The organism is Crossiella sp. S99.2 (genome assembly GCF_023094165.1).
In the GTDB taxonomy this organism is placed as follows: domain Bacteria; phylum Actinomycetota; class Actinomycetes; order Mycobacteriales; family Pseudonocardiaceae; genus Crossiella.
Map to the genome: position 1 here is coordinate 109,178 of NZ_JALMDK010000005.1, position 24,095 is coordinate 133,272.

General features: G+C 70.9%; 24 protein-coding genes. 11 read left to right on the forward strand and 13 right to left on the reverse strand.

From position 1 onward, the window contains the following. Positions 1-23: 23 nt before the first annotated feature. The 3 genes from MZC64_RS20270 to MZC64_RS20280 all read right to left on the reverse strand — a co-directional run bounded on the left by MZC64_RS20270 (position 24) and on the right by MZC64_RS20280 (position 5,248). Complete coding sequence (locus MZC64_RS20270) at positions 24-3,725, reverse strand: S8 family serine peptidase (RefSeq protein WP_247758792.1); 3,702 nt, start codon at positions 3,723-3,725, stop codon at positions 24-26. A gap of 112 nt (positions 3,726-3,837) precedes the next feature. Continuing rightward, positions 3,838-4,641, reverse strand: coding sequence for an aminotransferase class IV (locus MZC64_RS20275; RefSeq protein ID WP_247758791.1), 804 nt, complete (start codon positions 4,639-4,641; stop codon positions 3,838-3,840). A 16-nt stretch (positions 4,642-4,657) separates the two neighbouring features. Beyond that, complete coding sequence (locus MZC64_RS20280; protein WP_247758908.1) at positions 4,658-5,248, reverse strand: sigma-70 family RNA polymerase sigma factor; 591 nt, start codon at positions 5,246-5,248, stop codon at positions 4,658-4,660. Positions 5,249-5,565: 317 nt separating this feature from the next. On the opposite strand from MZC64_RS20280, the gene MZC64_RS20285 reads away from it, so the two are divergent. Both MZC64_RS20285 and MZC64_RS48745 read left to right on the forward strand, forming a co-directional pair. Next, a complete protein-coding gene (locus tag MZC64_RS20285; protein WP_247758790.1) occupies positions 5,566-6,723 on the forward strand; it encodes an acyl-CoA dehydrogenase family protein in 1,158 nt (385 codons plus the stop codon). Continuing rightward, complete coding sequence (locus tag MZC64_RS48745; RefSeq protein WP_247758789.1) at positions 6,720-7,970, forward strand: MFS transporter; 1,251 nt, start codon at positions 6,720-6,722, stop codon at positions 7,968-7,970. The genes MZC64_RS20285 and MZC64_RS48745 overlap by 4 nt, the downstream gene beginning before the upstream one ends. On the opposite strand, the gene MZC64_RS20295 is transcribed toward MZC64_RS48745, so the two are convergent. Then, on the reverse strand, positions 7,967-8,104 hold the full coding sequence (locus tag MZC64_RS20295; protein ID WP_247758788.1) for a hypothetical protein: 138 nt from the start codon (positions 8,102-8,104) through the stop codon (positions 7,967-7,969). The two genes, MZC64_RS48745 and MZC64_RS20295, sit on opposite strands and share 4 nt — an antisense overlap. Before the next feature lie 40 nt (positions 8,105-8,144). Between MZC64_RS20295 and MZC64_RS20300 the strand changes: the two genes are divergently transcribed. Beyond that, positions 8,145-8,339 carry a DUF3046 domain-containing protein gene (locus MZC64_RS20300; RefSeq protein ID WP_185002527.1) on the forward strand — a complete coding sequence of 65 codons (195 nt, stop codon included), beginning with the start codon at positions 8,145-8,147 and terminating at the stop codon, positions 8,337-8,339. A gap of 67 nt (positions 8,340-8,406) precedes the next feature. Here the strand turns inward: MZC64_RS20300 and MZC64_RS20305 are convergent, their stop codons facing one another. After that, the gene (locus MZC64_RS20305) at positions 8,407-10,233 is read right to left on the reverse strand and encodes a S8 family serine peptidase (protein WP_247758787.1); all 1,827 of its coding nucleotides are present in this window, start codon (positions 10,231-10,233) and stop codon (positions 8,407-8,409) included. Between the two features lie 299 nt (positions 10,234-10,532). Here MZC64_RS20305 and MZC64_RS20310 point away from each other — a divergent pair, with 299 nt between their 5' ends. From MZC64_RS20310 to MZC64_RS20330, 5 genes are all read left to right on the forward strand, one after another. Beyond that, a complete protein-coding gene (locus MZC64_RS20310) occupies positions 10,533-11,492 on the forward strand; it encodes a helix-turn-helix domain-containing protein (RefSeq protein WP_247758786.1) in 960 nt (319 codons plus the stop codon). A gap of 252 nt (positions 11,493-11,744) precedes the next feature. Next, a complete protein-coding gene (gene recA / locus MZC64_RS20315) occupies positions 11,745-12,794 on the forward strand; it encodes a recombinase RecA (protein ID WP_247758907.1) in 1,050 nt (349 codons plus the stop codon). Positions 12,795-12,796: 2 nt separating this feature from the next. Further along, a complete protein-coding gene (recX, locus tag MZC64_RS20320; protein ID WP_247758785.1) occupies positions 12,797-13,342 on the forward strand; it encodes a recombination regulator RecX in 546 nt (181 codons plus the stop codon). 179 nt (positions 13,343-13,521) lie between these two features. Then, positions 13,522-13,905: an MmcQ/YjbR family DNA-binding protein gene (locus MZC64_RS20325; protein ID WP_247758784.1), complete on the forward strand. Its 384-nt coding sequence runs from the start codon at positions 13,522-13,524 to the stop codon at positions 13,903-13,905. A 90-nt stretch (positions 13,906-13,995) separates the two neighbouring features. Then, a complete protein-coding gene (locus MZC64_RS20330; RefSeq protein ID WP_247758783.1) occupies positions 13,996-14,571 on the forward strand; it encodes a TetR family transcriptional regulator in 576 nt (191 codons plus the stop codon). Positions 14,572-14,575: 4 nt separating this feature from the next. Here the strand turns inward: MZC64_RS20330 and MZC64_RS20335 are convergent, their stop codons facing one another. After that, positions 14,576-15,349, reverse strand: a complete 774-nt coding sequence (locus MZC64_RS20335) for an APH(3') family aminoglycoside O-phosphotransferase (RefSeq protein WP_247758782.1) — start codon at positions 15,347-15,349, stop codon at positions 14,576-14,578. Next, entirely contained in the window at positions 15,342-15,752 is a 411-nt protein-coding gene (locus MZC64_RS20340; RefSeq protein ID WP_247758781.1) for a PPOX class F420-dependent oxidoreductase, read from the reverse strand. The genes MZC64_RS20335 and MZC64_RS20340 overlap by 8 nt, the downstream gene beginning before the upstream one ends. A 38-nt stretch (positions 15,753-15,790) precedes the next feature. Here MZC64_RS20340 and MZC64_RS20345 point away from each other — a divergent pair, with 38 nt between their 5' ends. Together MZC64_RS20345 and MZC64_RS20350 are read left to right on the forward strand one after the other, a co-directional pair. Beyond that, positions 15,791-16,606 carry an amidohydrolase family protein gene (locus tag MZC64_RS20345; protein WP_247758780.1) on the forward strand — a complete coding sequence of 272 codons (816 nt, stop codon included), beginning with the start codon at positions 15,791-15,793 and terminating at the stop codon, positions 16,604-16,606. Positions 16,607-16,713: 107 nt separating this feature from the next. After that, the gene (locus MZC64_RS20350; RefSeq protein ID WP_247758906.1) at positions 16,714-17,382 is read left to right on the forward strand and encodes an HAD family hydrolase; all 669 of its coding nucleotides are present in this window, start codon (positions 16,714-16,716) and stop codon (positions 17,380-17,382) included. A 19-nt stretch (positions 17,383-17,401) separates the two neighbouring features. Here MZC64_RS20350 and MZC64_RS20355 read toward each other — a convergent pair whose 3' ends face one another. The 4 genes from MZC64_RS20355 to MZC64_RS20370 form a co-directional block, all read right to left on the reverse strand. Then, the gene (locus tag MZC64_RS20355) at positions 17,402-17,920 is read right to left on the reverse strand and encodes a hypothetical protein (protein ID WP_247758779.1); all 519 of its coding nucleotides are present in this window, start codon (positions 17,918-17,920) and stop codon (positions 17,402-17,404) included. Between the two features lie 42 nt (positions 17,921-17,962). After that, on the reverse strand, positions 17,963-18,487 hold the full coding sequence (locus tag MZC64_RS20360; RefSeq protein WP_247758778.1) for a hypothetical protein: 525 nt from the start codon (positions 18,485-18,487) through the stop codon (positions 17,963-17,965). Positions 18,488-18,608: 121 nt separating this feature from the next. Beyond that, positions 18,609-19,061 carry a hypothetical protein gene (locus tag MZC64_RS20365; protein WP_247758777.1) on the reverse strand — a complete coding sequence of 151 codons (453 nt, stop codon included), beginning with the start codon at positions 19,059-19,061 and terminating at the stop codon, positions 18,609-18,611. 113 nt (positions 19,062-19,174) lie between these two features. Beyond that, entirely contained in the window at positions 19,175-19,765 is a 591-nt protein-coding gene (locus MZC64_RS20370; protein ID WP_247758776.1) for a TetR/AcrR family transcriptional regulator, read from the reverse strand. 144 nt (positions 19,766-19,909) lie between these two features. Here MZC64_RS20370 and MZC64_RS20375 point away from each other — a divergent pair, with 144 nt between their 5' ends. Beyond that, the gene (locus MZC64_RS20375; RefSeq protein ID WP_247758775.1) at positions 19,910-21,439 is read left to right on the forward strand and encodes an NAD(P)/FAD-dependent oxidoreductase; all 1,530 of its coding nucleotides are present in this window, start codon (positions 19,910-19,912) and stop codon (positions 21,437-21,439) included. Here the strand turns inward: MZC64_RS20375 and MZC64_RS20380 are convergent. Then, the gene (locus MZC64_RS20380) at positions 21,408-22,178 is read right to left on the reverse strand and encodes a helix-turn-helix transcriptional regulator (RefSeq protein WP_247758774.1); all 771 of its coding nucleotides are present in this window, start codon (positions 22,176-22,178) and stop codon (positions 21,408-21,410) included. The genes MZC64_RS20375 and MZC64_RS20380 overlap by 32 nt on opposite strands. A 352-nt stretch (positions 22,179-22,530) precedes the next feature. Then, the gene (locus MZC64_RS20385) at positions 22,531-24,039 is read right to left on the reverse strand and encodes an AbfB domain-containing protein (RefSeq protein WP_247758773.1); all 1,509 of its coding nucleotides are present in this window, start codon (positions 24,037-24,039) and stop codon (positions 22,531-22,533) included. Positions 24,040-24,095: the final 56 nt, after the last annotated feature.

Consider the following 24,095-nt stretch of genomic DNA (forward strand, 5'->3'; position numbering starts at 1 on the left):
GGTGGGACGCCGCCGTCGTCAGGTCAGCCGATCTCGTAGGCCTTGAGCACGGTCTGCTCGACCGAGTTCGTGCCGTCGGATGCCTTGCCCCGCAAGGACACGAAGCCCTTGGCCGGGTTGCGCACGGTCGCGGTCCAGCCGGTCGCGCTCTTGTCCACCTTGGCCTGCTGCCAGGTGGCGCCGTCATCCACGGAGTAGTCCACGGTCAGGCTGGTCGCCTCGGCCGGGCCGTCCTGCCGCGGCACCGTGACCGGGATGGCGAACTCCCGGTCCCCGGGCGCCAGGTTGCGCAGGTTCACCGGGGGTGCGTAGCGGACGTTGAACAGTGGCAGGGCCCCGGCCTCCACCCGCGGGATGCCGAAGGTCCACACCGAGTTGATCTTCGTGCTGGTGGTCCACCACGGCGCGTCCCGGCTGACATCGGACTCCAGCCGGTACTGGGTGGCGCGTTCGCGCAGGAAGATGCCGCGGCCGGGGGCGTTGTGCCGGGCGACCTCCTTGCCGTCGGCGAACAGGGTGGTGGTGCCCTTGTCGATGCCCCAGCTCGGGTCGGCGGGCCTGGGGTGGCCTGCCGCGTCGGACCACCAGGGCACCGTGACGTCGATCAGGTCGGCCTTGAAATGGGCCCACGGGTGGTTGTCGCCGACGCCGTTGCTGGTGGTGCCGGTGAAAGCGGGGCCGTTGACCGCCTTGTTCCATTCCTGGCGGTAGGACTTGCCTCCCTCCAGCTTCACCTTGCCGACCAGGTCGCCGGAGGCGCCGTACCAGCCGCCGACGTTGATCTCCCAGTTGCCCGGCGTGTAGTGCTCGACCCGTTCGGCCGAGGCCACCGCCTGGGTGAACCAGTTGGTGCTCAGCCGGTCGCCGAGGGCCTCCACACTGGCCCCCACGATGGGCGGCTCAGTCTCGCTGAAACCGTGGTAGGCCATGGTGATCGCGGCCAGGTCGGCGGTCTTGACCGGGTAGTCCACCTTGGCCGGGACCTTGCCGGGGGAGGGGAAGGACAGCTCGTAGCGGTACTTGCTGCCGCGCCGCGTGGTCAGCGAGAGCTGCCCGCCGGTCTTGGCGTACTCGGCGAACTTCGGCCCGTAACTGCCGAAGACCCGCACCGAGGGCAGCACCGCCGGGTTCTCCTCCTGGGCCAGTCGCGCACCCGCCCGGAACGGCTGATCGTCGGTGACGTAGAGCCCGACGATCAGGCCACCGGCGGCCTTGATGTTGCGGATCCGTTGGTACACCTCGTCAAAGGTGGTCTGGCCGGGCAGACCGATGACCACCAGCTTGCCCTTGGCCTCGACCTTGGCCAGCTCCTCCACCGTGCCGCCACCGGCGTACACGCTGGGCAGCTTGGTGCTGATCGGGTCATCCGGCGAACCGCGCAGCCAGCCGACCGGGATCTCCTGGCGTTGCGTCCCTTCGGTGAACAGCTCCAGGTCGGCCTCCTCCAGGCGGAGGTTGTCCGCGTAGCTGAAGGAGGGCGAGCCGGCCCCGACGGAATGGCTGTAGTACTCGGAGAAACGGGGGTTGAGCAGCCAGCCGAAGCTGTAGGTCAGCCCGTTGTCCTTGATCCGCTGCCGCATCTGGGACAGCCAGTACCCGCTGCGCGCGGCGGGCTGGTCACTGCTGACCTTGACCCGCTTGGCCTGCCTGGTGTCGAAGGAGACGGTCGCCGCCTTGGTGATCTTCACCTCGGGGTTGGCCACCATCGCGATGGTGGCGTCGGCGCCCGGCCGCGGCGTGGTGATCGAGGCGATCGCGCTGTAGACGCCCGGCGGCACACGGGTGCTGCCGGCGAAGGAGAGGTAGTAGCGCGCGCCGTCCTGCTGCCGCAGCAGCGTGATGTCGCCGTCCTGCGCCGTGGCGGGCTTGCCGTCCTGCCGGATCGCCTTGGCGTTGACGTCGTAGTGCTCGCCCTCCTCGTGCGCGCCGAGCAGCGAGCGCACCGTGGTGCTGCCGTCGGCGGCGGTGAGCACGCCGCCGTAGCTGCCGGGCTTGGCCGCACGCGGGGTCAGCGTGACGCTCACCTCGGCCTTGCCACCGGCCGGGACGGTCACCGAGTTGGCGGACAGCTTGGCCAGTCCGGCAGGCGCCGGGTTGCCCGCGGTGTCGGCCAGGTCCAGCTTGAGGGCCAGCGTCAGCGGCGTCGTGCCCGGGTTGGTGTAGGTCACCGTGCGGGTCTCGGCCTTGGTGCTGGGCCACTTCAGGAACGCGTTGACCACGCTCGGACTGGCCAGCGCCTGGGCGCCGACGGCCTTGCCGAGATCCATCCGGCCGCCGCCGACGGTGAAGGCCCCGTTGCCGGACACCGGAACCGCGGTGGAGACCAGCGCGGACTTGATCTGCTCGGCGGTCCAGTCCGGGTGCTGCTGGGCCAGGATCGCCGCGCCGCCCGCGACGTGCGGGGTGGCCATCGAGGTGCCGGATGCCTTGGTGTAGCGCTCGTTCACCGGGGTGCCCATGGCCGTGCCGGTCGCCCGCGCGGCCACGATGTCACTGCCCGGCGCCGCGATCTCCGGCTTCACCGCGCCGTCGCCGACCCGCGGTCCCTGGCTGGAGAAATCGGACCGGCCGCCGCCCTTGGTGACACTGCCGACGGTCAGCGCCAGGTCCGCGCTGGCCGGTGAGGACACCGTGCCAGGGGCGCCGGAGTTGCCCGCGGCGATCACGAACAGCGTGTTGTGCTTGCGGGACAACGTGTTCACCGCCTGCGCCATCGGGTCCGAGCCGTCCGTGGGCCCGCCGCCGAGGCTCATGCTGATGACCTTGGCCTTGACCTCGGCCGCAGCCCACTCCATGCCCGCGATGATGTCGGCGAAGCTGCCGCTGCCGCCGTCGTCGAGCACCTTGCCCACGGCCAGGTCGGCCTCGGGGGCCACGCCCTTGAACTTGCCGCCCTCGGCCGCGCCGGAGCCGACCGCGGTGGCGGCCACGTGCGTGCCGTGCCCGTCGCCGTCCTTGACGTTGCCCTTGCCGCTGAAGTCCTTGCTGTGCTTGACCTTCCCGGCCACATCCGGGTGCGTGTCGTCGATGCCGGTGTCCAGCACGGCGACCGTGGTGCCCTTGCCGGTGAACCCGGCCTGCCAGGCCGCGGGCGCGCCGACCTGCGGCACGCTGGCGTCCAGGTTGGCCTTCGCCTTGCCGTTGAGCCAGATCTTGCGCGCGCCACCGGCCAGCGTGCCCGGCCCCTGGTGGGTCAGCTCGCGCCAGAACTCGGCGGTGCTGGACTTGCGGTCCTCCACCGCGGCCATGTTCAGGCTGGGCAGCTCCCGGCGCACGGTCGTGCCCGGCAGTTCCGCGGCACGGCGGGTGGTCGCGGCCTCCGGGTACTGCATCAGCAGCGGCAGCGCCGGGCTGCGCGCGTCGTCATAGCCCTGCCGGATCAGACCGGTGATGTTGAACAGCTCGCGGTCCAGCAGCCCCTCGCCGATGAGGCGATCGGCCTTGTTCGGCACCAGATACCAGTCGGTGCGGCCGTGCTGGGTGACCGGGAACTGCTGGTAGCCGAACGCGGTGCCGTCGGCGACCGGTTCGACGGTCAGGCTCCAGCTCCCGTCGGCGCGCTGGCCCGCGCGCACCCGGTCGCCGGTGATCAGTGTGACCTGGTGGTGCGTCCCGGCGCCCGGCGTGCCGGCCGGTGCGGCGGTGGCGGGCGGCGCCACCGCCAGCGTGGCGCTCACCGTGGTCAGTGCCACCAGTCCGGCCAACGTCCGTGATCTTCGGTTCATCGTTGGACCCCTCGGTAGGAATGGGGCGGATGTGGATGCCCCTTTCCCTTAGTGGCCGAAACCTGGTGAGAGTTCCACTTTTTCGTGCGATCGACCGACATCCATCGACGGGTCAGACCTGGTCCCAGGGAGCGAGTTCGTAGGCCCGTCGCAGCAGGTCCATCAGGTCCGGGTCGACCGCGAACTCGACCTCGTCGACGCAGCTCAGGGCGCGTGCGCCGGTGGTCGCGTTGGTGAAGAAAGCAGCCCGGAAACCGGGTAGATCGACTGGTTCCACCGGGCGGAGCGCCTCCGGGACGCCCAGCTGCGCCAGACCGCGGCGCAGCAGCTGGTAGGCGATGCCGGGCAGCACGTCCGCTTCCGGCCAGACGATCCGCTCGCCGTCGAACAGGCCCAGGTTCCAGATCGAGCCCTCGCTGAGCCTGCCGCGCTCGTCCAGGAAGACCACGTCCGCATAGCCGGCCAGCCGGGCCAGCCGCTGCTGCTGGAACAGGCCGAAGGTGCCCACGTGCTTGAACTCCGGCGCGTCCCGGGAGTAGCGGACGGTGCGGGTGCGCAGCGGCGCGGTGGCGACCTCGGGGGCCGGGCGGATCAGCACCAGCACCCGGGAGTCGATCGGATCGCCGAGCCCGCCCCAGCTCAGCTCGGCCGGGAAGACGTTGATCCGGGCGTTGACCGGGCCCGGCAGGCCGGAGAGTGCCTGCCGCAACAGGGTGCGCACCCGGTCGGTGTCCAAAGTCGTGCCGAACAGCGACTTCGTCGCGTTGCCGAGCCGGTCCAGGTGCAGGTCCAGCCCGCGGACCCGGCCGTCCACCGCGGTCATGCCGGTGAAATGGCCGTAGTTGACCGTGGTCGTGGTCAGCAGCTCCTCGACCGTGGCCGGTCGTCCGTCGATCTCGGCGCGCAGCACGTGCATGCCGCCGAGACTAGGACTACGCGCGCTTTTGTCTGGTCAGCAGGGTGCGCAGCCGGCTGATCGCACGGTGCTGGGCCACCCGCACCGCGCCGGGAGTGGACCCGACCGTGCTGGCGGTCTCCTCCGCGGAGAGCCCCACGACCACCCGCAGCACCAGGATCTCCCGCTGCTTGGGCGGCAGCACGTCCAGCAGCTTGCCCATCTCCGCGGACAGCTCGCGGTAGAGCGCCAGCTGCTCCGGCCCGCCCTCGGTGACCACGGTGTCCGGCACCTCCGGCACCGGTTCGGAGAAGTTGCGCGCCGCGTGCCGGTAGGCGTCGGCGACCTTGTGCCCGGCGATGCCGTAGACGAAGGCCAGGAACGGACGGCCCTGGGAGCGGTAGGTCGGCAACGCGGTCAGCACCGCGAGACAGACCTCCTGCGCCACGTCGTCGGCCGAGGCGTAGGAGCGTTCCTGGCGGCCGATCCGGGTGCGGCAGTAGCGGACCACGATGGGCCGGAGGTAACCCAGCAGCCAGGACATCGCGTACCGGTCACCCGCGATGGCCGCCGACACCACCCCGTCCAGTTCGCTGTCCAGGGTTTCCGGGCGGACCGGGGTGAAGATGGTGCTCGTGCGCCTGGCGATATCCCGGCGTAACACCCCGCCGAGTCCCCCAAGGGAATGCGCCTGTGCGGACACTGTGTCGTCCCCTCTCTAGTCGCCCCAGCCGACACGATTCCTGCGTTCGGACGAACTCTTGCTTCAACTTTCGACTTGTTCTGTGACGCAACGCACGGTGCGACGGGGCCGGAGACGGAATGTGATGTCTCCGGTCCAAACCGTTACCTGAATGGCGGGCGCTCGTTGCCCGTTCGGTCGCGCCGTGGCCGAGCACCGCTGGACGGTTCCGCGCTGGTGGGCCGCATGCCACGATCGAAGGCATGGAGCGTCAGCTGTACGAGGCCGAGCACGAGGCGTTGCGGGCGACGGTGCGGGAGTTCCTCACCAGGTCGGTGCTGCCCCACCACGAGCAGTGGGAACGGGACGGCATCGTCGCGCGCGAGGTCTGGGAGGAGGCGGGCAAGCTCGGTCTGCTCGGCATCGACATGCCGGTGGAGCACGGCGGCGGGGGCGAGTCCGACTACCGCTTCTACGCGGTGCAGGACGAGGAGATCGTCCGGGCCGGGGCCACCGGGCTGGGCTTCGGGCTGCACAACGACATCGTCGGGCCGTACCTGCGCGAGCTGACCACGCCGGAGCAGCGGCAACGCTGGCTGCCGGACTTCTGCGCGGGCAAGCTGATCACCGCGATCGCCATGAGCGAGCCGGGCGCGGGCTCTGACCTGCAGGGCATCCGCACCTACGCCCGCCGGGACGGCTCGGACTGGGTGCTGTCCGGGTCCAAGATCTTCATCACCAACGGCATCCTGTCCGACCTGGTCATCGTGGTCGCCCGCACCGATCCGGAGGCCACCGGCAGCAAGGGCCTGAGCCTGCTCGCGGTGGAACGCGGCATGCCGGGGTTCGAGCGCGGGCGGAACCTGGACAAGATCGGGCAGAAGGCCCAGGACACCGCCGAGTTGTTCTTCGACGAGGTGCGGGTGCCCGCGGCCAACCTGATCGGCGAGCAGAACCGCGGCTTCTACCACCTGATGCGCTTCCTGCCGCAGGAACGGCTGTCCATGGCGGTCGGCTCGGCCGCGGCGGTGCGCGCGATGCTGGACCTGACCGAGCGGTACGTGCGCGAGCGCAAGGCCTTCGGCCGCTCCATCGGCGCGTTCCAGAACACCCGGTTCGAGCTGGCCGAGATGGAGACGCAGTACTGGGTCACCCAGACCTTCGTGGACCGGTGCGTGCTCGACCTGGTCGCCGGGAAGCTCACCGCGGAGGACGCGGCCATGGCCAAGTTGTGGGCCACCGACATCGACCGCAAGGTGGCCGACCGCTGCCTGCAGCTGCACGGCGGCTACGGCTACATGCGGGAGTACCCGATCTCCAAGTACTTCCTGGACGGGCGGGTCCAGGCGATCTACGGCGGCACCAACGAGATCATGAAGGAGATCATCGGCCGGTCGCTCCGGCTGGACGGCGACGGGTGAGCGCTCCGGCGCCCGCGGTGCAGCGCCGGGTGCTCGGGGTGCTCACGGCCACCCAGGTGCTCGGCACCGGCGGGGTGGCCGCGGGGGTGGCGGTGAGCGCGCTGGCCGCGGCGGCGCTCTCCGGCAGCGCCGCGGTGGGCGGACTCGCCGCGACCGCGCCCACCCTGGGCTCGGCGCTGCTCGCGGTGCCCGCCGCGAGCCTGGCCGACCGGCGGGGCAGGCGGCCCGCGCTGGTGCTGGGCTACGGGATCGGCGCGCTCGGCGCCGGACTCGCGGTGCTGGCGCTGGCCGTGCGCAGCTGGCCGCTGCTGCTCGGCGCGCTGATTCTCTTCGGCGGCGGGTCGATGGCCGGACTGGCCGCCCGCTATGCCGCCACCGACCTGGCCGCCCCGCACCGCCGGGCGCGGGCGCTGTCCGTGGTGGTGTGGGCCAGCACCGCCGGGGTGGTGGTCGGCCCCAACCTGGCCGGTCCGGCCGGTCAGGCGGCGGGTGGACTCGGCCTGCCCGAGGCGGCGGGCGCCTACCTGGTGACGATGCTGGTGTTCCTGGCCGCCGCGCTGGTCGCCGGACTGGGACTGCGCCCCGATCCACTCGTGCTGGCCAGGGAAACGGCCGGTGACGCGGGGTGTCCGATGCACGGCGGCGTGCTGACCGTGCCCTCCCGGCAACGCCGGGCCGCGGCCTGGCGGCAGCTGCGCGGGCAGACCCGGCTGGCGCTGGCCGGGATCGTGCTCTGCCACGCCGCCATGGTCGGGCTGATGTCGATGACCCCGGTGCACCTGGACCACGGCGGCCACTCACTGGCCGTGGTCGGCGTGGTGATCAGCCTGCACGCGGCCGCCATGTACGCGGCCAGTCCGCTGTTCGGCTGGCTGGCCGACCGGCATGGCCGGGTGCCGGTGCTGGGCCTGGGCGCGGCGCTGGTGGTGGCCGCGGCCGGGATCGCGGGCACCTCGGACAGCGGGGACGCGCCACAGCTCGCGCTGGCACTGATCCTGCTGGGTTTCGGCTGGTCAGCGGGGGTGGTCTCGGGTTCGGCACTGCTCACCGAGTCGGTGCCGCTGGCCGAGCGGCCCAATGTCCAGGGCCTGTCCGACCTGCTGATGAACCTGGGCGGCGCGGGCGGCGGCGTGCTGGCCGGGGTGCTGGTGACCGCCGGGTCCTACGCGGCGCTGGGCCTGCTGGTGGGCTTCGCCGCGTTGCCGCTGCTGGTGATCTGCGCGTTGCGCGCGTTGCAGCCCGCTTAGTCCTCGTCGTCGCGCTTGCGCTTGTTGCGCAGGTACCGCAGGTTGATCACGATCGCGCCGATGAGCGCGGCGATGATGATGATCGTCGCGAGCGGGGAGGACAGACCGGTCGGGTCGTCGCCGAAGTCGAGCACGCGCCGAGCGTACCGGGGTCGCGCCGTAGGCTGGTTGGCAATGAGAAACACGGTGTTCCGCAGTCTGATGGCCGAGGAGTTCGGCGAGGTGCGCGCGGAGATGCTGGCCAGGGACCACGTCTTCTCCGCACTCGGCGGACTGACCGCGGACCAGGCCCTGGACGCGGGGATCTCGCCCAAGCAGGTGTGGCGCGCGGTGTGCGAGGACCTGGACGTGCCCCCGGAACGTCGCTGACCCGCCCGGAACAGGGACCGGGCGGGTCAGCGCACTACTTCATCCAGTGGGTCGGTGACTCAGCGGATCAGAAGGTCAGGCTCCAGGAGTCGATCTTGCCGGTGTCGTAGGTCGCGACATCCCGCACCCGCAGCTTCCAGACACCGTTGGCGACCTCGCTGGAGGCGTTGACGGTGTAGGTGGCCAGCACGTTCGCCGCCGAGTCGCCCGAGGAGGACGCCTTGAGCGGGTACCCGGTGCCGTCCGGGGCGAGCAGGTCGACCACCAGGTCGCCGCGGTAGGTGTGCTTGATGTCCACCGCGACCTTGAGCGCGCTGGACGCGTTGCCGGTGCGGCCGGCGACGGTGATCGAGGAGGTCACCGCGGTGCCGCGGTCGGGGATCGCGACGTCCTCGGCGTTGCTGAAGGTCCCGGCGGGCGGCGGGGTGGTGCCGCCGATCGCGGCCACCGTCTTGGCGGCGTCGGCCAGGCCCGAGCCACAGCCGCCGGTGCAGGTGCCGGGCAGCGGGCGGGCGTTGTCCTTGATCAGCTGCTCGACCGTGGCCGGGGACAGCGTCTTGTCCTTGCCCAGCATCAGCGCGGCCAGGCCGGCGATGTGCGGGGCGGCCATGCTGGTGCCCTGGTACGGCTCGTAGTTCTCCGCGCCGGGGGTGGTCGCGCCGTTGTTCAGCGTGGACCAGATGCCGTTCTCCGGGGTGGTGATGGTGCCCGGGGTGTCATTCGCCCGACGGGTCTCGCCACCGGGGGCGGCCACGTCGACCTTGGCGCCGTAGTTGGAGTACCAGGTCCGGTTGCCCTCACGGCTGCTCGCGGCCACCGAGACCACGTTGCCGCAGCTGGCCGGGGTGTAGCCGGCCACGTCGTCGTTGCTGTTGCCCGCGGCCACGACCACCGTGGTGCCCCGGCCGACCGCCGAGTTGATCGCGTTCTGGTAGGTGCTGGAGCAGCTGGACTTGCCGCCCAGGCTCATGTTGATGACCTTGGCCGGGGTCGGGTTGGCCGGGACGCCGGAGACGGTGCCACCGGAGGCCCAGGTGATCGCGTCGGCGATGTCGGAGGTCGCGCCGCCGCACTTGGCCAGCACCCGGATCGGCTGGATCTTGGCGTTGTAGGCGATGCCCGCGATGCCCTTGGCGTTGTTGGTGGAGGCGGCGATGGTGCCGGCCACGTGCGTGCCGTGCCAGCTGGAGTCGGTGTCCTTGGCCGGCACCGGCTGCCCGGCGGCGTCGGTGCCGCACTCGCCGCGCTTGACCCAGTCGCCCTCGTCGGCCGGGTTGTTGTCGCGGCCGTTGCCGTCCCTGGCGCGGGCGGAGTCGGCGACGAAGTCGTAGCCGGAGACGATGTTGCCCGCCAGGTCGGAGTGCGCGACGTAGCCGGTGTCGATCACCGCGACGGTCACGCCGGTGCCGGTGGTGGAGTCCCAGGCGCCGGGCACGTTCATGCCAGCGGTGGCCTCGAACAGGTCCCACTGCCGGTTGTACTCGGTGTCATCCGGCCCGGCCAGCGGCTGCATCATCAGGTCGGGTTCGACGTAGGCGACCTTGGGGTCGGCCCGGAACTCCTCGATGGTGCGGGCGGCGTCGGCCTTGGTGTTCTTGCCACCGAGGTCGACCACTGCCGCGCCGGTGGACAGGCGGCGGTCCAGCTTCAGGTTCTTGCCGACCCGCTCGGCCTTGCCGCGGGTGTCGCTGGCGGCGGCGTCGTCGGAGGAGGACTCCAGCGAGCTGGACTGGTAGCCGACGATCAGCCGCTCGAACGGGCGCTCGGTCACCGGCTGGCCGGGCTGGGTTCCGGCGGGTGCGGCCTGGGCGGACAGGGGCAGCAGCATGATGCTGCTGGCCAGGGCGGCGGGCACGGACGCTGCGGCCAGCGCCGTGCGGAACACACGGTTCACAGGGGTTTTCCTTCCAAAGCAGGGGACTTGCGAAGGTAGGCATTGGTGTGACCGCAGGCACAGCGTTGTCCGCGGCTGTTTTACGTCAGCACCGTGTTCACGCCATTACGCGATCACGCATTCGCCATCACCCGACTACTATGCGTTCAGGACCTGCGGCGAATGGTCTAACGGATTGCCGACCTGTTGGCCGCTCGGTCGGATAATCACTTGAATACTGGTAATTCCGGCAAAGAGCGGCGAGAGTGCCTTTTCGCTTTCCGGGAGTCACACTGTGCGGAACAGGCGGGAGGGGACGGGTGTTCGAGAACCTCGGCGTGAGCGCGGGTGAGTCGGCGGTCTACGAGTTGCTGCTGCGTGGCGGCACGAGCACCGCCGCCGAGTTGGCCATGGCCGGGTCGGAACGCGATCCGCGCAGGTTGACCGAGGTGCTCGGCGAGCTGGAGGTACGCGGGCTGGTGCGCAGGGTGGCCGGCGCGACGGCCCGCTGGTGCGCGGTCCCGCCCGATCTCGCGCTGGAGCTGCTCATCGCCGACCGGGAGAGCGAGCACCGCCGCGCCAGGGCGGAGACGGCCCGGCTGATGGAGATCTACCGGCAGTCCGGCAACGGTTGTCCGGAGGACGAGTCCATTGTCGAGGTGGTGAAGGGCGCGGACGCCGCGTTGTCCCAGTGGCGGGCCCTGTTGCTCAGTGCGCGGGAGGAGGTCCGGGTTTTGGACAAACCTCCTTACCTATCCCATTCCGAGGAGTTCATCGGACTGGAAAGCGACAGCAGCAAACGCGACGTCAGCTGGCGAGTGGTCTACGAAAGGTCCAGTTTCGAGCTGCCGGGGCGGCTGGAAGAGGTGCTCGCGCTGGTCGCCGGCGGGGAGAAGGCCAGGGTGACCCCGGACCTGCCGTTCAAGCTGGGCCTGGTGGACCGGCGCGGCGCGGTGCTGCCGGTGGTCGGCGCGACCGGCATCGACAGCGTGCTGGTGATCCGGCCGTCCCCGCTGCTGGACGTGCTGCACTCCACCTTCGAGCTGTACTGGGACCGGAGCATCCCGTTCACCGGCGTGGCCGCGGCCGAAGCGGCGCCCGAGGTGGACCCGCAGCTGCTCGCGCTGCTGGCCGCCGGACTGACCGACGAGAGCATCGCGCGGCAGCTGGGCATGGCGCCGCGGACCGCGCAGCGGCGGGTGCGCCAGCTGATGGACCGGTGCGGCGCGCAGACCCGGTTCCAGGCCGGCGTGCAGGCCATCCGGCACGGCTGGCTCTGAGTTCGCCGGCCCGCCCCGCAAGCAGCGCTGACCCCTCAAGCAACGTCGTCCGCGCGCCGAAACCCTCTCGGGGCGCGGCACCGTAGCAGAGGGCGTGTCGGTTTCGGGATCGAACACCTGTTCGGTTACCCTGTTGTCCACATCGGGCCGGTTATCCACAGACGGCAAGTGCCTCCCGGCGGATTGTCGGTCCTGCCCGCTAGCGTGAGCGCGACCCCAGAGACCAGCCCGGAACAGAAGGCGGACAACGCGATGCCACCCGCAGCACCCGACAGAGACAAGGCCCTCGAACTGGCGCTGGCCCAGATCGACAAGCAGTTCGGCAAGGGCTCGGTGATGCGCCTCGGCGAGGAGGGGCGTCCGCCGATCGAGGTCATCCCGACCGGATCCATCGCGCTGGACGTGGCCCTGGGCATCGGCGGCCTGCCGCGTGGCCGGGTCGTGGAGATCTACGGTCCGGAGTCCTCCGGTAAGACCACGGTCGCCCTGCACGCGGTGGCCAACGCGCAGAAGAACGGCGGCATCGCCGCCTTCATCGACGCCGAGCACGCGCTCGACCCCGACTACGCCAAGGCGCTCGGGGTGGACACCGACGCGCTGCTGGTCTCCCAGCCGGACACCGGTGAGCAGGCCCTGGAGATCGCGGACATGCTGATCCGCTCCGGCGCGCTGGACGTGCTGGTGATCGACTCGGTGGCCGCGCTGGTGCCCCGCGCCGAGATCGAGGGCGAGATGGGCGACAGCCACGTCGGTCTGCAGGCCCGGCTGATGAGCCAGGCGCTGCGGAAGATCACCGGCGCGCTGCACAACTCCGGCACCACCGCGATCTTCATCAACCAGCTCCGGGAGAAGGTCGGCGTCATGTTCGGCAGCCCGGAGACCACCACCGGTGGCAAGGCGCTGAAGTTCTACGCCTCGGTGCGCCTGGACGTGCGCCGGATCGAGACCCTCAAGGACAGCGGCGACGCTGTCGGCAACCGGACCAGGGTCAAGGTGGTCAAGAACAAGGTCGCGCCGCCGTTCAAGCAGGCCGAGTTCGACATCATCTACGGCATCGGCATCAGCCGCGAGGGCTCGCTGATCGACGTGGGTGTGGAGCAGGGCATCGTGCGCAAGTCCGGTGCTTGGTACACCTACGAGGGCGATCAGCTGGGCCAGGGCAAGGAGAACGCCCGCAAGTTCATGCGGGAGAACCCGGACGTGGCCAACGAGATCGAGAAGCGGATCAAGGAGAAGATGGGCATCGGCGCCAAGCTGGACGCCGACGACAGCGCGCCCGCCCCGGCCCCGGTCGACTTCTGATCGTGGGCTTCGGACAGCGCAAGCCGGAGCAGCCGCAGCCGCAGGATCCTGTGGCGCACGCCAGGGACATCTGTCTGCGGCTGCTCACCGCCCGCCCCCGCACCAAGTCGGAGCTGGCGCAGAGCCTGACCCGCAAGGGAGTGGACCCGGAGGTCGCTGAGGGCGTGCTGGCCCGCCTGGACGAGGTGGGCCTGATCGACGACGCCGCCTTCGCCGAGGTCTGGGTCCGGTCCCGGCACTCCTACCAGGGCATGGCCAAGCGCGCGCTGAGCATGGAACTGCGCCGCAAGGGCGTGGCCGATGAGGTGGCGGCCGAAGCGGTGGCCGCCGTGGACCCGGCCGCCGAGGAGGACCGCGCCAGGGAACTGGTGCGCAAACGCCTCCGCGGCGGCAGCCTCCAGTCCGCCGACGAACAAACCCGCATCCGCCGCCTGGTCGGCATGCTGGCCCGCAAGGGCTACTCCGAGGGCCTGGCCTTCCGCGTGGTCCGCGAAGAACTCCGCGAAGCCAACCTGGACGCCGACCTCCTGGACAACCCCCCGGACTGACCCCAACCCCCCGGGCGCCGTCGGCGGGGCCGGTTCCGTCGAACTCACCCGGCTCAGCGCTCCTCCGCCGGGGTCGCCCGGCCCGCTGGCTTCGCTGGTTTTGCCAGAGCTGTCCGGCTGACCGGCGGCACCGGCTCCACCGGAACCGCCCGCCCCACTCGCGCCACCGGAGTCGCCCCGTGCCGCTGCCGCCGTCAGACCCACCGGACCCGCTCTCCGCTCTCCGGGCCCTCTGCCTCGCCCTCCCCGACACCACCGAACGCCTCAGTCACGGCGAGCCGACCTGGTTCATCCGTGGCAAGAAAACCTTCGTCACCTACGCCAACCAGCACCACGACACCCGCCTCGCCTTCTGGTGCGCGGCCCCGCCCGGCGCCCAGGAAGCCCTTATTGCCGAGGCGCCCGAGCGCTACTTCCGGCCGCCCTACGTCGGGCACCGGGGCTGGCTCGGCGTCTACCTGGATGTTCCCGGCCTGGACTGGGCCGAGATCGGCGAACTCGTCGAGGACGCTTTCCGCGCCGTGGCCCCCAAGACCCTGCTCGCCCGACTGGACGCTTCCTGAGCACACCGGGTCACCGCCTGGACACCGCTCGTCGCGAGTCCTTGCCCGCCTGAGTACTATGCTTGTAGTGGTTGACGGGGGAGGTGGCTGGTGGTTCAGAACCTGGCTCGGCGGGCGGCGCTGGTGGATGCGGCGATCGAGGTGCTGGCCCGGGAGGGGGCCCGGGGGCTGACGTTCCGGGCGGTGGATGTGGCAGCGGGGGTGCCCAAGGGGACCGCGTCGAACTACTTCGCCAATCGGGATGATTTGCTGCACCAGGTGGGTGGGCAGGTGCACCTGCGGTTGGCGCCGGATCCGGAGACGCTGGTGGACACCATGCGGGCGCCGCGCTCGCGGGAGCTGGTGGACACGCTGATGCACCAGTTGCTGGACCGGATGAACCGGGATCCGGCCGGGTACCTGGCGTTGCAGGAACTGCGGTTGGAGGCGACCCGGCGGCCGGAGTTGCGAGCGGCGATGACCGAGACGATGCAGGCCAACTTCGACTCCTACGTGCGGTTCCATGTGGACAGTGGGCTGCCGGGTGGGGCGGAGACGGTGGCGTTGCTGTACCTGGCGATGACCGGGCTGGTGGTCGAGCACCTGACGCTGCCCGAGGCGATGCGGCCGTTCGCGGCCGCTGAACTGGTCTCGGCGCTGGTGGCGCGGATCGTGCCGGTGGAGTGACGGGTCAGAAGAACTCGTCCAGCAAGCGGTGGAAGCGGATCCGGGCGGGGTCCGGTTCGGGGTGGCCGTAGCGGGACAGGAAGCGGGCCGGGTCCAGGTTCGCGCGGGCCAGGCTCCTGGTGGCCAGGGCCAGATCCAGGTGCCGGTCGGCGCGGCCGAGGCGGCCTAGGTCCAGCACGCCGGTGACGGCCAGGGAATCCGGGTCCAGCAGGACGTTCGGGGTGCACAGGTCGCCGTGGCACACCACGGATTCCTCGCTGTCCGGGCGGGTGCGGTCGAGTTCGGCGACCAGGTCCGCGGTGGACCAGCCCGCGTACTCGGCGGCCAGGTGGGTCAGGTCGATCAGGTCCGCCGCGGCGGCGGCCTTGGCCAGCGGGACGGTGACGGCCAGGCCGCGGTCGAACGGGCAGCCGGCCACCGGCAGGGCGTGCAGGGCGCGGGCCAGGCCGGCCAGCGCGTCGACCACGCCCGCGGCCTGGTGGGCAGGCCAGGGATCGCTGATCGGGCGGCCGGGCAGGGCGGTGGTGACCAGCCAGGAGAAGCCGTCGCGGTCGCCGTGCTCGACCACCTCCGGGGCGGGGAAACCCTGGGCGGCCAGCCAGCCGCAGCGGGCGGCCTCGGCGGCGGGGGCGGCGGCCGGGTCGGGGTGCGGTGGGGTGAGGGCGATCTTGAGGTAGTGCTCCGCGGTCCGCCAGACCCGGGCGCCGGACTCGCCCACGGTGACCGGGGTCCAGTCCCGGCCGTAGCGGGCGCCGAGTTCGGTGATCAGGTCAGCCACTGCGGTCCGGGCCGGCCCTGGTCAGTTCGACGCGGATCAGCACCCGCCGCTCGGACTCCATCGTGGCCCGGTACTCCGCCCAGTCCGGGTGCTCGCCGGTGACGCGGCGGTAGTAGTCCTCCAAGCCGGGCATGGCTTCGGGCAGGTCGACGACGGTGGCCGTGCCCTCGATCTGGATCCACCGGCCGAAGAAGGCATCCGGCAGCACGCACAGCCAGATCCGCGGATCGCGGCGCAGGTTCTTCACCTTGAACGCGGTGGCCCGGCTGCTGATCAGGATCGCGCCGTCCTCGGCCACCCCGGCCAGCACCGGCGACATCTGCGGGCTGCCGTCGGTGCGGGTGGTGGCCAGCACCGCGCGCGGTTGTTCCCGGACGATCCGGCGTGCCTCGGTGAGATCCATGCCCCCATCATGCCCAGCGCCGCCCTATCGTGCCCGGCATGGACATCGTCGACGTCTGGGCCCAGCAACCCACCGACCGCTTCATGGCCGCGCCCTGGCTGGACACCCTGCTGCGCTGGACCGGCATCTCCCGGGAGACACCCACCGTCGAGCAGAACCTGGCCGCCATGGACGAGGCCGGGGTGTCCCTCGCGCTGCTCGCGGGCTGGCACGGACCGACCGGCTCGCTGATCTCCAACGACGAGGTGGCCGCGGTGGTCGCCGCGCACCCGGACCGCTTCCGCGGCGTGGCCACGGTGGATCTGGCCGATCCGATGGGCGCGGTGCGCGAGATTCGCCGCTGTGTCAACGAATTGGGCTTCGTCGGGGTGCGGGTGGTGCCGTGGTTGTGGAACCTGCCGCCGAACGATCGGCGCTACTACCCGGTCTATGTGGCCTGCGTGGAGCTGGGCGTGCCGTTCTGCACCCAGATCGGGCACACCGGACCGCTGTGTCCGTCCGAACCTGGCCGGCCGATCCCGTACCTGGACGAGGTGCTGCTCGACTTCCCGGAGCTGACCGTGATCGGCGGGCACGTCGGCTACCCGTGGATCCACGAGGTGCTCTCGCTGGCCACCAAGTACCCCAACTTCTACGTGGACACCTCGGCCTATGTGCTGCACCGGCTGCCCGCGGAACTGGTGGACTTCCTGCGCGGGCGGGGCCGGGACCGGGTGATGTTCGGCACGAACTGGCCGATGCTCAGTGCGGGCCGGGCGCTGGCCCGGCTCGACGAGCTGGGGCTGGACGAGCAGGCGCGGCAACTGTTCCTGGGCGGCAACGCCCGCCGGGTATTCCGGCTGGCGGCCGGCTGAGCAGGCCGGGTTGGCCGCGGCGCGGCGCGGCGGGCGGGGCTGGTCAGCCCGGGTGGCCGGATAATCGGGCGGGCGTTGTCGGTCCGGCGGCTTAGTATCCGGCCGTGATGACACGGGACCGCACACTCCGCGCCACGCACGTTGTCTGGGACTGGAACGGCACCCTGCTGGATGACAACCAGGCGGTGCTCGACTCGGTGAACCAGGTCTGCGCCGGTTTCGGCAGGCCCTCGATCACCATGGACGCCTGGCGGGACACCTTCTCCCGGCCGCTGGTCGACTGCTATTCGCGGTTGCTGGACCGCGAGTTGACCGCCGAGGACTGGATCCGGCTGGACAAGACCTACCACGAGGCATACCGGTCGGTGCTGGACACCTGCGCGCTGGCCGCCGGGGTGCCGGTTGCGCTGCACGACTGGGCCGCGACCGGCGGCACCCAGTCGCTGCTGTCCATGTGGTTCCACCACGAACTCATCCCGCTGGTCACCGAGTTCGGGCTGCTGGACCTTTTCGCCAGGGTGGACGGGCTGCGGGTGGACACCGGTGGCGGCTCCAAGTCCGGGCACCTGGTGGCACACCTGGCGGCGCAGGAACTCGATCCGGCCGAGGTGGTGCTGATCGGCGACGTGGTCGACGATTCCGATGCCGCCGAAGCGGCCGGCGCCTCCTGCGTGCTGGTCACCACGGGTGTGATGAACCGGCGCAAGCTGGAGGTCACCGGCCGCCCGGTGGTCGACTCGATCCCGGAGGCGCTGGCCCTGCTCCGGCGCCCCTAGACCGAGCCGCGGTTCTCGCTCAGGCCCCGCAGGCGGCGTCGCGGGTGCTGGTGAGCGAGAAGGTGTACGCGACGTCGTGCTCATCCAGCACGAAGTGGTACTTCGCGCCGGCATTGCCCGGGACCGGGGTCTTGTGCAGGTAGGGCTGGTCCGGGTCCTGGGTGAGCTGCGGGTAGATCACCTTGACGTCGCTGATGCGCATGTTCGGCCAGGCGCCCTCGCGGGTGAGCATCCGCGAGGTGGCGCCGATCGAGTTCAGCTTGCGGTTCTCGTCGAAGAGCACGCCGCTGTAGGCGGGCATGCTCCCCTCACCGGTGACGAACCGGTAGCTGACGCAGCTCCCGATGGTCTCCTGCTCGGTGAGCAGACCGGTGGCCAGGGCATCGGCCTCCGACATGCCCAGCTTCAGGCTCTTGTAGCCGTCCGGGCCGAGGTAGGGCAGTTCGGCGGGTGCGGCCGAGGCGGTGGCGCCGCCCAGGACGGTGACCGCCGCGGTCAGCGCCAGTACCGGCGCGAACTTGCCGACGAGCTTGTTCATTTTCTTTTCCCCCAACGGTTTTCGTAGTTCCCCAGTACCCGGTCAGGCTCCGCAGCCGGGGTCTTCGTTGTTCTGCAGCGAGAAATCGGTCGCGATGTCCTGGTTGTTGTTCACAATGAAGGTGTAGTTCGCGCGGCTGTTGCCAGGCACCGGGGTCCGGTACAGGAAGGGCTGCTGCGGGTCCTGGGCGAGCTTCGGGTAGACCGCCTTGACGTCGTTGAGGTGCATGTTCCGCCAGACCCCCTCGCGGGTGAGCATCCGCGAGGTCGCGTCGATGGAGTGCACCTTGCCGTTCATGCCGATCAGCACGTCGCCGTACTCGGATCCCGTGCCCTCACTGGACCGGAAGCGGTAGGTGAAGCAGCCACTCATCCACTGCTTGTCGGTGAGCAGGCCGGTGGCCACCGCCTGCGCCTCGGTCATGTCCAGCTTCAGGGTCTTGTAGCCGGTCGGGCCGAGGTAGGGCAGTTCGGCCGGGGCGGCGGCCGCGGCGGTGGCGCCGCCCAGCAGCAGGACCGCCGCGGCGGCCGCGACAACCGGGACGTGCTTGTACACCAGAGCACTCATGTTGTTTTCCCCCAACAGTTTGACGATGATTCCGGCGCTCTCCCGCGCCGAATCCACCCTCAAGACGTCCCGCCCTCCCCGCGGGTTGCGTCCGGTCCGGGAAGTTTCTTTCCCCGACCGCCTACAGCTCGCTGGCCTGTAGCCCGAAGTCGGTGACCCGGCCGCCGTCCACGGTGAACCAGTAGTGCGCGCGCGGGTTGCCGGGGGCGGCGGCGCGGTAGATCCAGTCGCACAGCCGGTCGCGGCGCAGCACCGGGTAGGCATCGCGCAGGTCGGCGAGTTCGCTGCCGCGCCAGATGCCTTGCGGGGTCAGCATCTTCGAGGTGCCGCCGATCATGACCACGCCGTTGGTCGGCGAGATGAACACGCCGCTGGTCTTGGGCTGGCTGCCCTCGGCGGCGGTGAAGCGGTAGAAGCGGCACACCCCGCTGGTGTCGTCGGTGCTGAGCAGTCCGGTGTCGAGCGCGTCCGCCTCGCTCATCCCGAGCCGCAACGCGCGATAGCCGTGCGCGTGCAGGAGTCGCAACTGAGCGAGGTCCGTGTGTGCTGTGACGGACTCCGCGAGATTGGTCATGGTCCACCCCCGGGGCAGGAAAACGCAGCGCTGACACTTGTGACACGCATGGGCCGCGCGGGTGGTTGCCGATCTTCCGGACTTTTTTCCGGCTTCCCTCGAACGGGTGGTGCTCAGTCGCGCTGGAGCAGGGCGCGGATGGTGTCGGTGAGCACCGAGGCCGGCAGCGTGGGGTCCAGCGCGCGCTGCATGCCCAGGCCGATGCCCAGGCTGAGCAGGGCGGGCGCGAGCACCTCCGCGGACAGCGCGGGCCGCAGGCCGAGTTCCGCGCTCTGCTGCTCGATCAGCGCGGCGATGGCCCGGTGCAGGCCGCGGGCCCGCCGGGCCAGTTGCCCGCCCAGTTCCGGATCACGCCGGGCCTGCACCGCGAACTCCACCTCCAGCAGCGTCCAGCCGGTGTCGCCGAGCATGCGCTGGGCCCAGGCGTCGAAGGCGGCCAGCCGCTGCTCGCTGTCCGCGCTGGACTGGAAGGCGGCCACGATCTGCGCTGCCTCGGCCACGTGCAGCGCGTCCAGCACCGCCAGGCACAGCTCGTCCTTGTTGCGGAAGTTCGAGTACACCGCGCCCTTGGAGAACCCGGCCGCCTCGGCGACCTTCTCCAGCGAGGTGGCGTGGTAGCCGTCGCGCAAGAACAGTTCCCGCGCGGTGTCGACCAGCAGCTCCCGGGTGCGGGCCTGGCTTTCGGCGCGGCTCAATCGGGGCACCCGGACAGCCTAGGGCGCTGGCTCTCCGCCAGGAGGCCCCGGCCATCGTCGGGCGGCGGACACCCAGCGCGCCGGCACCCGCCAAGGCGGCATAAATACTGCTAGTCTCCGGAAACCGTCGGTATCCGGAACGGGGTGTCGCTGATGACGAACCGGCTGACCAGGGATTTCCCGGTGCTCGTGGTGGGCGCCGGGGCGTCGGGAATCGGTGCGGCGGTCAAGCTGCGCGGAATGGGTCTCACCGACTTCGTGGTGCTGGAGAAGGCGGCGGAGCTGGGCGGCACCTGGCGGGACAACACCTACCCGGGCTGCGCCTGCGATGTGCCCTCGGCGCTGTACTCCTACTCCTTCGCGCCCAACCCGGAGTGGACCCGCGCCTTCGCCACCCAGCCGGAGATCAGGGACTACCTGGAGCACATCGCGCACCGCTACCGGGTGACCGGGCACCTGCGGTTCGGGGTGGAGGTCCTGGCCGCGCGCTGGGACGGCGAGCGGTGGGTGCTGGAGACCACCGACGGGCGCTACACCGCGCGGGTGCTCATCGCCGGGGCCGGGCCGTGGCATGAGCCCAAGGTGCCGGACATCCCGGGCCTGGCCGACTTTCCCGGCGAGACCTTCCATTCGGCGCGCTGGAACCACGACTACGACCTGCGCGGCAAGCGGGTCGCGGTGGTGGGCAGCGGGGCCTCGGCGGTGCAGTTCGTGCCCAGGATCGCGCCGGAGGTCGCCGAGCTGCACCTGTTCCAGCGGACCGCGCAGTGGGTGCTGCCCAAACCGGACCACTATGTGCCGCGGCTGGAACGCTGGCTGCTGCGGAACTTCCCGCGCACCCAGCGGGCGTTGCGGGCGGCCGAGTACGCCGGGCTGGAGGCGCTGGGCGTGGGCTTCCGGCATCCCTGGGTGCTGCGGCTGGTGCAGCAGCTCGGGCGGCTGCACCTGCGTGCCACGGTGCCGGAGCCGCGATTGCGGGCCGCACTGACCCCGGACTACACGTTGGGCTGCAAGCGATTGCTGCTGTCCAACAGCTACTACCAGGCACTCACCCGGCCCAATGTCGAGGTGCGGGCGACCGAGCTGAGCCGGATCGAGGGCAGCGTGGTGGTCGGTGCGGACGGCGGGCGCACCGAGGTGGACGCGATCATCTTCGGCACCGGCTTCCACATCACCGACATGCCGGTGGCCGACCGGGTTTTCGACGGGCGGGGCCGCAGCCTGGCCCAGGTCTGGCGGGGCAGTCCGCAGGCGTACCTGGGCACCTCGGTGGCCGGGTTCCCGAACCTGTTCCTGTTGCTGGGCCCCAATCTGGGCACCGGGCACTCCTCGGCGTTCGCGATCATCGAGGCCCAGCTGAGCCACGTGCTGGCCGCGGTGCGGTTGCTGGCCGAGCAAGACTGGCCCGCGCTGTCGGTGCGGCCGGAGGCGCAGCAGCGGTTCAACGCGGCCGCGCAGCGGGCCCTGGCACGCACGGTGTACAACGCGGGTGGCTGTGCCAGCTACTACCTGGATGCCAACGGGCGCAACAGTTTCTCCTGGCCGTGGTCGACCGGCGAGCTGACTCGGCGGGTGGGCGCGTTCGACCCGGCGGACTATCTGCTGGTGGCGCGGACGGCCGCGGGCTCGGGGAAGGAGCCGGGCGGACCGGTCAGCTCAGGGCGTGCGCGAGATCGGCGATGAGTTCGCGGGACCTGGTGCGGGACAACGAGATCCCGTCCAGGTCGGTCAGGATGCGGCGATAGGTGGCCAGGTCGGCGGGGGATTCCAGGTACAGGTCCTGGGTTTCCTGGGGCAGGTGCACGACCGGGCGGTCGTCGCCGTAGTGCAGCAGGGAGAAGGGGCCGCCCAGGCCGGGGCAGACGCCGGCGGACAGCGGCACCACCCGGATCTCCACGTGCTTCCAGTTGCTCAGGAAGACCAGGTGCAGCAGCTGCTCGGGCAGCACCGAGGGCGTGCCGACGGTGCGGCGCAGCGCGGATTCGTCCAGGTGGAACAGGGTGGTCGGCGGGTGGGCCCGGCGGAGCGGGGATGGTCGTTCCGGCAGGCGGCCCAGTGCCCTGGCGTAGTCGTCGGTGCGTAGCAGGGGCGGGATCAGCACCGGGGCGAAGGTCTGGATCGAGCTGGCCTGGTTCTCCTGCGAGGTGCGCGGGCGGGGGCAGGCCCAGACGCCGTCCGGGGCGTCGCGCAGCAGGTCGAGCAGGCGGGTGGTCTCGGTGTCGCTGGCGCCGTAGAAGCCGAGCACGTAGGCCACGTCGGCGACGGTGGTGCCGCGGTCGCCGGTTTCCAGGCGGGAGATCTTGCTGTGCGACCAGCCGGTGCGGCGGGCGAGGTCCATGCCGGTGTACCCGGCCTGTTCGCGCTTGCGGCGCAGCTCGGCGCCGAGGGCGCGGGAGCGGATGGTGGGGGGTTGGGTGGGCATGGGGGTGAATCTATTGGGGGGTGGGGTGTGGGGGGTGGGGTGGAGCGGGGGAATCGCTGAAAGGTGTGTGGGTGTGCCGGGGTGGCACAGAGAGGGAGGTGGGGGCTGGTCACTGCGCGTGCCGGGGGCGGGTGGGGGTGTGGCCGGGTGGTGGGGGATTGTGTTGCGGGGCAAGGGGATGGGGTGGCGGGGATGCTGGGCGGGCGGACCCGGGTGGGTGAAGTGTGGCCTGGGGTGGGGCGGTGGGAACTTTCCGCTGGGTGCCTTGGGCGGGGTGGGAGTTGTTGTGGGGTAAGGGAATGGTGACCGGGGACGCACCGGGGGAGTGGCCCCCGGTGCGCGCCGGTTCAGGTCAGCTCACCCACGGCGGGGTGACCTGCCAGGTGGCGTCCTCGGCGAAGAGGTGCGGGTTGTCGAAGGGGAAGCGGTTGCTGTTGTCGGCCAGGTAGATCCCGCCGTCGCTGTGCCGCAGGAAGCGGCCGGGCAGGTTGACCGACTCGAAGGAGACGTCTGCGCCGGTGCGGCCCTTGCGGGCGCAGAAGGTGGCGTCCTTGGCGAACAGTTCGGTGTTGTCGTTGCCCGCCAGGCTGATCCGGAAGTCGCGGTGCCGCAGGAAGCTGCCCCGGAAGTTCACCGACTCGATCGAGTAGCAGTCCGGGTCGGCCAGGCCGGGCACCAGCATCCAGGTGGCGTCCTGGCGGTCCAGTTCGCCGGTGATCGGGCTGATCGAGGCGACACCGTTGAAGTGCCGCAGGAACGGCGAGCCGGACAGGCCCGGCGAGGTGGCGTGGAAGGACTGGCGCAGCAGCGGCGCGCGGTCCCTGGCGAGGAAGGCCGCCCGCTCGGCGGGACCCGCGGCCAGTGCCTCCTTGCCCGCCGTGACCAGCAGTGGGCTGACGCCGGTGTTCTCCGCGTGGGTGACCATTTCCAGGATCTTGCGCTGGTTGGCCTGGTCCTGCTTGGCCGCGGCCTCGGCGAGGTCCTTGGCGTGCGCCTGGTGGATGCCGGTGAAGACGTAGTGCCGCAGCGCGCCGGGTTCCTCGCTGTGCAGCGCCTCAAGCGCCGCACCCGCGACCTGGCTGAGCTGGGGCGCGGCCTGGTAGACCTCGAACACGAAGCTGCGCTCCGGCATCCCCAGCAGCGCCTCGGTCGCCGGCACGTTGATCACGGCCAGCGCCTTGGTCCTGGCCTCGCGCACACGCAGCCGCTCCTTCTCGGCCTCCTCCTTCTCCTTGGCCTCCTTGGCGATCCGCTCGTCGGCGGCCTGCTTGGCCGCGACGACGCCGGTGGTCAGGAACTCCTGCTCCTGCTCGGCACTGCCCCGGTAGGCCACCAGCGCGGCCTCCCTGACCTCGGTGAACTCCTTCGGGCAGGCCTCCCAGAGGCGGAAGAGGAAGTTCTTGCGGTCCACCAGCAGCATGGACTCGGTGGGCGTCACGCCGATCACGGCCGCGGCCTTGATCCGCAGCGCCCGCTCGGCCTGGCGCGCGGCCTCGGCGGCCAGATCCTGTTCGTGCGCCTGGTGGATGCCGGTGTTGACGAACTGCGCCAGCGCCTCGGGCGTGTTGGTCTGGTAGGCGAGCAGGGCCGCCTGCCGGACGTTGGCCGCCTTCTCGTTGTCCGCGGCGCGCCGCCACAGCTCGTAAACGAAGTTGCGGTCGCTGAAGACCAGCAGGCGGCTGAACTCGCTCTCCGCGAAGCCGGCCAGCCTGGCGGCCTTGATCTTGGCCTCGTTGGTGATGACGTTCTGCTGTGCGGCGGGCGCCGGCGGCGCCGCGGCCAGCGCGGTGCCGGAGGTGAGTGCCGCCAGTACGGTGGTCGCGGCGAACGCGCGCGCGACAAAGGACATGGATCGAGCCATGCGATTACCCCCCAGGTGATCGAATCACCGGAAGCCTCGCATGGCGGGCAGGACGG

What these genes read in the sequence shown, in the direction of transcription:
- MZC64_RS20270 (WP_247758792.1), bottom strand. Translation starts at nt 3,725, where the DNA reads ATGAACCGAAGATCACGGACGTTGGCCGGACTGGTGGCACTGACCACG.
- MZC64_RS20380 (WP_247758774.1), bottom strand. Translation starts at nt 22,178, where the DNA reads ATGCCCACCCAACCCCCCACCATCCGCTCCCGCGCCCTCGGCGCCGAG.
- MZC64_RS20360 (WP_247758778.1), bottom strand. Translation starts at nt 18,487, where the DNA reads ATGAGTGCTCTGGTGTACAAGCACGTCCCGGTTGTCGCGGCCGCCGCG.
- MZC64_RS20365 (WP_247758777.1), bottom strand. Translation starts at nt 19,061, where the DNA reads ATGACCAATCTCGCGGAGTCCGTCACAGCACACACGGACCTCGCTCAG.
- MZC64_RS20300 (WP_185002527.1), top strand. Translation starts at nt 8,145, where the DNA reads ATGAGAAACACGGTGTTCCGCAGTCTGATGGCCGAGGAGTTCGGCGAG.
- MZC64_RS20345 (WP_247758780.1), top strand. Translation starts at nt 15,791, where the DNA reads ATGGACATCGTCGACGTCTGGGCCCAGCAACCCACCGACCGCTTCATG.
- MZC64_RS20355 (WP_247758779.1), bottom strand. Translation starts at nt 17,920, where the DNA reads ATGAACAAGCTCGTCGGCAAGTTCGCGCCGGTACTGGCGCTGACCGCG.
- MZC64_RS20385 (WP_247758773.1), bottom strand. Translation starts at nt 24,039, where the DNA reads ATGGCTCGATCCATGTCCTTTGTCGCGCGCGCGTTCGCCGCGACCACC.
- MZC64_RS20375 (WP_247758775.1), top strand. Translation starts at nt 19,910, where the DNA reads ATGACGAACCGGCTGACCAGGGATTTCCCGGTGCTCGTGGTGGGCGCC.
- MZC64_RS20275 (WP_247758791.1), bottom strand. Translation starts at nt 4,641, where the DNA reads ATGCACGTGCTGCGCGCCGAGATCGACGGACGACCGGCCACGGTCGAG.
- MZC64_RS20350 (WP_247758906.1), top strand. Translation starts at nt 16,714, where the DNA reads ATGACACGGGACCGCACACTCCGCGCCACGCACGTTGTCTGGGACTGG.
- recA (WP_247758907.1), top strand. Translation starts at nt 11,745, where the DNA reads ATGCCACCCGCAGCACCCGACAGAGACAAGGCCCTCGAACTGGCGCTG.
- MZC64_RS20285 (WP_247758790.1), top strand. Translation starts at nt 5,566, where the DNA reads ATGGAGCGTCAGCTGTACGAGGCCGAGCACGAGGCGTTGCGGGCGACG.
- MZC64_RS20340 (WP_247758781.1), bottom strand. Translation starts at nt 15,752, where the DNA reads ATGGATCTCACCGAGGCACGCCGGATCGTCCGGGAACAACCGCGCGCG.